The 3,032-nt window shown below is 41.6% G+C and carries 3 protein-coding genes; all 3 read right to left on the reverse strand.

The features are described from left to right. Positions 1–243: 243 nt before the first annotated feature. Positions 244–1,005, reverse strand: coding sequence for a LytTR family DNA-binding domain-containing protein (locus tag Q5866_RS20970; protein ID WP_177701597.1), 762 nt, complete (start codon positions 1,003–1,005; stop codon positions 244–246). Next, positions 1,005–2,348, reverse strand: coding sequence for a sensor histidine kinase (locus Q5866_RS20975; RefSeq protein WP_303182334.1), 1,344 nt, complete (start codon positions 2,346–2,348; stop codon positions 1,005–1,007). Before Q5866_RS20975 ends, Q5866_RS20970 begins: the two co-directional genes overlap by 1 nt. Before the next feature lie 416 nt (positions 2,349–2,764). Further along, positions 2,765–3,032, reverse strand: a 268-nt coding sequence (locus Q5866_RS20980; RefSeq protein WP_303182336.1) for a hypothetical protein, incomplete at its 5' end; no start/stop codon positions are given.

Here is a 3,032-nt window from a genome sequence, read left to right on the forward strand (position 1 = left end):
CTTTTGTTATTTGCAATTCATGTTTTGCAAATACTTTACGGGTAAGATTATATAGAATGCGACATAAAATTTCAAGAGCAATTAAACAAACGGCGGCAAAACGCATATATTCTGCGCCGAATCACTGCAAACTGTAAAATTTCACGTACAAACTGCACGCCGAAACAAGCGCAAAAAAACACGGATACTTACCCGTTCGGTAAATATCCGTGTTTATGGAAAGCTTGAAAACGGAACGCGCGATCATTCGTCGTCAAACAGAACCGCTCCGATTTTTCGTAAATAGTTCAAATACAGCGCTTTTAATTCCTGTACTTTTTCCCGACTGATGCTGATCGTAATTCCGTCCTTATAATTTAACAAAATATCCGTCCGTTCTATTCTCTGAACATATTTTAAATTCACGAGGTATCCCTGATAGACGCGGACGATGTCAAACTTTTCCAGCTTGCTTTCCAATTCCCTCATCGTCATGTGAATCTCGATCTGTTCTCCGTCCTCCATATAGACATACTGTTTATAGCGGAAACTCTCGATATAGACGATATCCGAAACGCCGACTCTGCGAATCACGGAATTGTTCGCCGTTTTCAGCGCCACGTAACTGTTATTTATAACGCGCGCGTTGATATAAGAGTGCAGCGTATCCTTCAAATCGTGCGTAAAATTATTTTTGCGGATAAAACCGAACGGTCTGACGGGAAACGTTTCAAAAACTTTATCTTCTCTGTTCGACACAAAAATAATATCCACCGTACTTTCTCTTTTTCTGAGCGCTTTTGCCAGCTCCACTCCGTCAAGCTTAGGCATATCGATGTCTAAAAATAATGCGTCGTAAATACGTTCCCCGTTCTTGATATTATTATATAAGGACACCGGCGAAACGTATTTATCGCAAGAAACCGAAATTCCGCACGACGTTACGATTTTGCTGATTTTTTCGCAAATCGCCTCGCAGACGATTTCATCGTCGTCGCAAACGGCAAAATTAAGTTGTTTATTCATTACCCCCCCCGCTTCAATTCTAACATCACTTCGGCGACAAATTCGTTTTCCACAATCGTATAATGGACGTAACCGTTATATTTTTCTACGATGCGCTTGACGATCTTATGTCCGTAGCCGTGATTCACCGCATCGTCCTTTGCCGTATTCATCTTCAACAAACTTTCTCTGTCCGCATCGTCGCGAATTTCATTCTGCACGCTGATATATAAATAATCCATTCGCTTTCCTATCTTCAAGTCAATGAGATAATCCCGGCTCTCCGTGCGCAAAATGCCCTCTATCGCGTTATCCAGCAAGTTTACCAATACGCGGCACAAATCGCTCGGCTCAAAGGGCAGAAACTGCGGAACGTTGATTTTCGAAACCAGCGATATTCCGTAGGAATTGGCTTTTAATATCTCCATATTGACAATCGAGTTGATAAGCTGATTTCCGCAATTAATGAATCCGCTGAAAGTAGACTGCATATCGCTTTTTTCCATAGAGAAAAAGTATTCCTTTAAGTCATCGTACCTTCCTTCTTTGAGCATGATTTCCATGACTTTATGCTGATTTTTCATATCATGGCGCAAAGAGCGCATTTCTTCTATTGCCTGCTCGGAAATAATGAGCATTTGTTTATCGGCTTCCAGCAATTTATTCTGTACTTCTAAAATCGTTTTTTCTTTTCGCACTTTACAATGATAATAGACCATTAAATAACTTATTACGGATATTACAAAAATCCCCGCGAGCTCTATGCAATAATAAGCCTCGAATCGCATTCCCGCCGACATCTTTATAACGGTCTTGCTGATGATTAACGCAGTCGAAACAATCGTCGTTATCAAAATCAGCACCACGGAAAGCACCGGAATATCGTTGTATCTCTTCAAGGTGTATTTATGAATGACAAAAGCGAAGCCTATCATGAACAAATCGGCTAAATAGCATATCCAATCCCAAGATCGGCCGCGATAGACGCTTCCCAGATAGCCGCCCAGTTCATGGCCGAATTCGGCAGTCGTGATAGCGGTGATAAATATAGTCGCTCCGATAATAAAGCGGCTCGTGACATAAGTGCGGTCGAAAATGCCGAGATATAAAAATATTGTCAGAAGCCAGGCAATCTGAAAATGAATTCCCGCGACGGCCCGCCAAACCGTCGACAAAGCAAACAGCAACCAATTCAGCAGCGTTCCCACCAAAAATGTGCCGCAAATATATGCGATTCCGATTGCGATATTTTTCGTTTCCTTTTTCCAATCATAAAAAATCCAGACAATAGAAAAAGATACCGCTAAAAGTTGCAGTATAAAAACTTCGTCATATATGATTGTAAAAAAATCGAATATTCTCATATGCATTTCCCCCAAACCACCTACGGTTCTCCTATATGGACAGGCGACGTTTCATAAGTGAAAAACATTCCTTCAAAATCTATTCCTATTGAGTTTAACACATTTGAACCTTAAAATCAACCATACTTTAACAAATCGTAAATTTTCTTTCACAAAACGAAATTTTTATTTCGAGGGAACCTTATCATGCAACGTATTTACAACACACAATTCCTTTTATCGGCATGACTCGTTTTCCGGGGCGCTTCCGTTCTTCCCATCCAAAATCACGTCCGTCCCCCTCACCGTACACTGACGTTTCCGGCAATTCGTCTTTAAAAGTTCGTTTTCCCTTTTTGCGTTTACCGTCAAGACATATAGAAAAAGGAGCGGTGATACGCTCCCTTTTCTCCTTTTAAAATTTTTCGTTTTCGCTTTTATTCCCTCTTGTCGTCCTCGTCTATTTCGTTTTCTTCGGCGGGAAATTCCGCTTCTTTTATACTTTCCGTCCGACCTTTGACAATCCTTTTCCAAAGCTTTTTATAAAAATCGGACAAGCCGATACTTTTATCCTTACGGAAAATAAACAGCGCAAACAATGCAAAGGCGATCGCGACGATCGCGACGGCAATGATGATTCCCGCGAGGGCGCCGCCTGAAAGCCCCGTTTCGGGCTTCGTCTGCGCCGCGATGACGAAGGAGATC

This window comes from uncultured Butyricimonas sp. (assembly GCF_959596855.1).
In the GTDB taxonomy this organism is placed as follows: domain Bacteria; phylum Bacteroidota; class Bacteroidia; order Bacteroidales; family Marinifilaceae; genus Butyricimonas; species Butyricimonas muris.

Coding starts and splice junctions, on each gene's coding strand:
- Q5866_RS20970 (WP_177701597.1), bottom strand. CDS start 1,005: ATGAATAAACAACTTAATTTTGCCGTTTGCGACGACGATGAAATCGTC.
- Q5866_RS20975 (WP_303182334.1), bottom strand. CDS start 2,348: ATGAGAATATTCGATTTTTTTACAATCATATATGACGAAGTTTTTATA.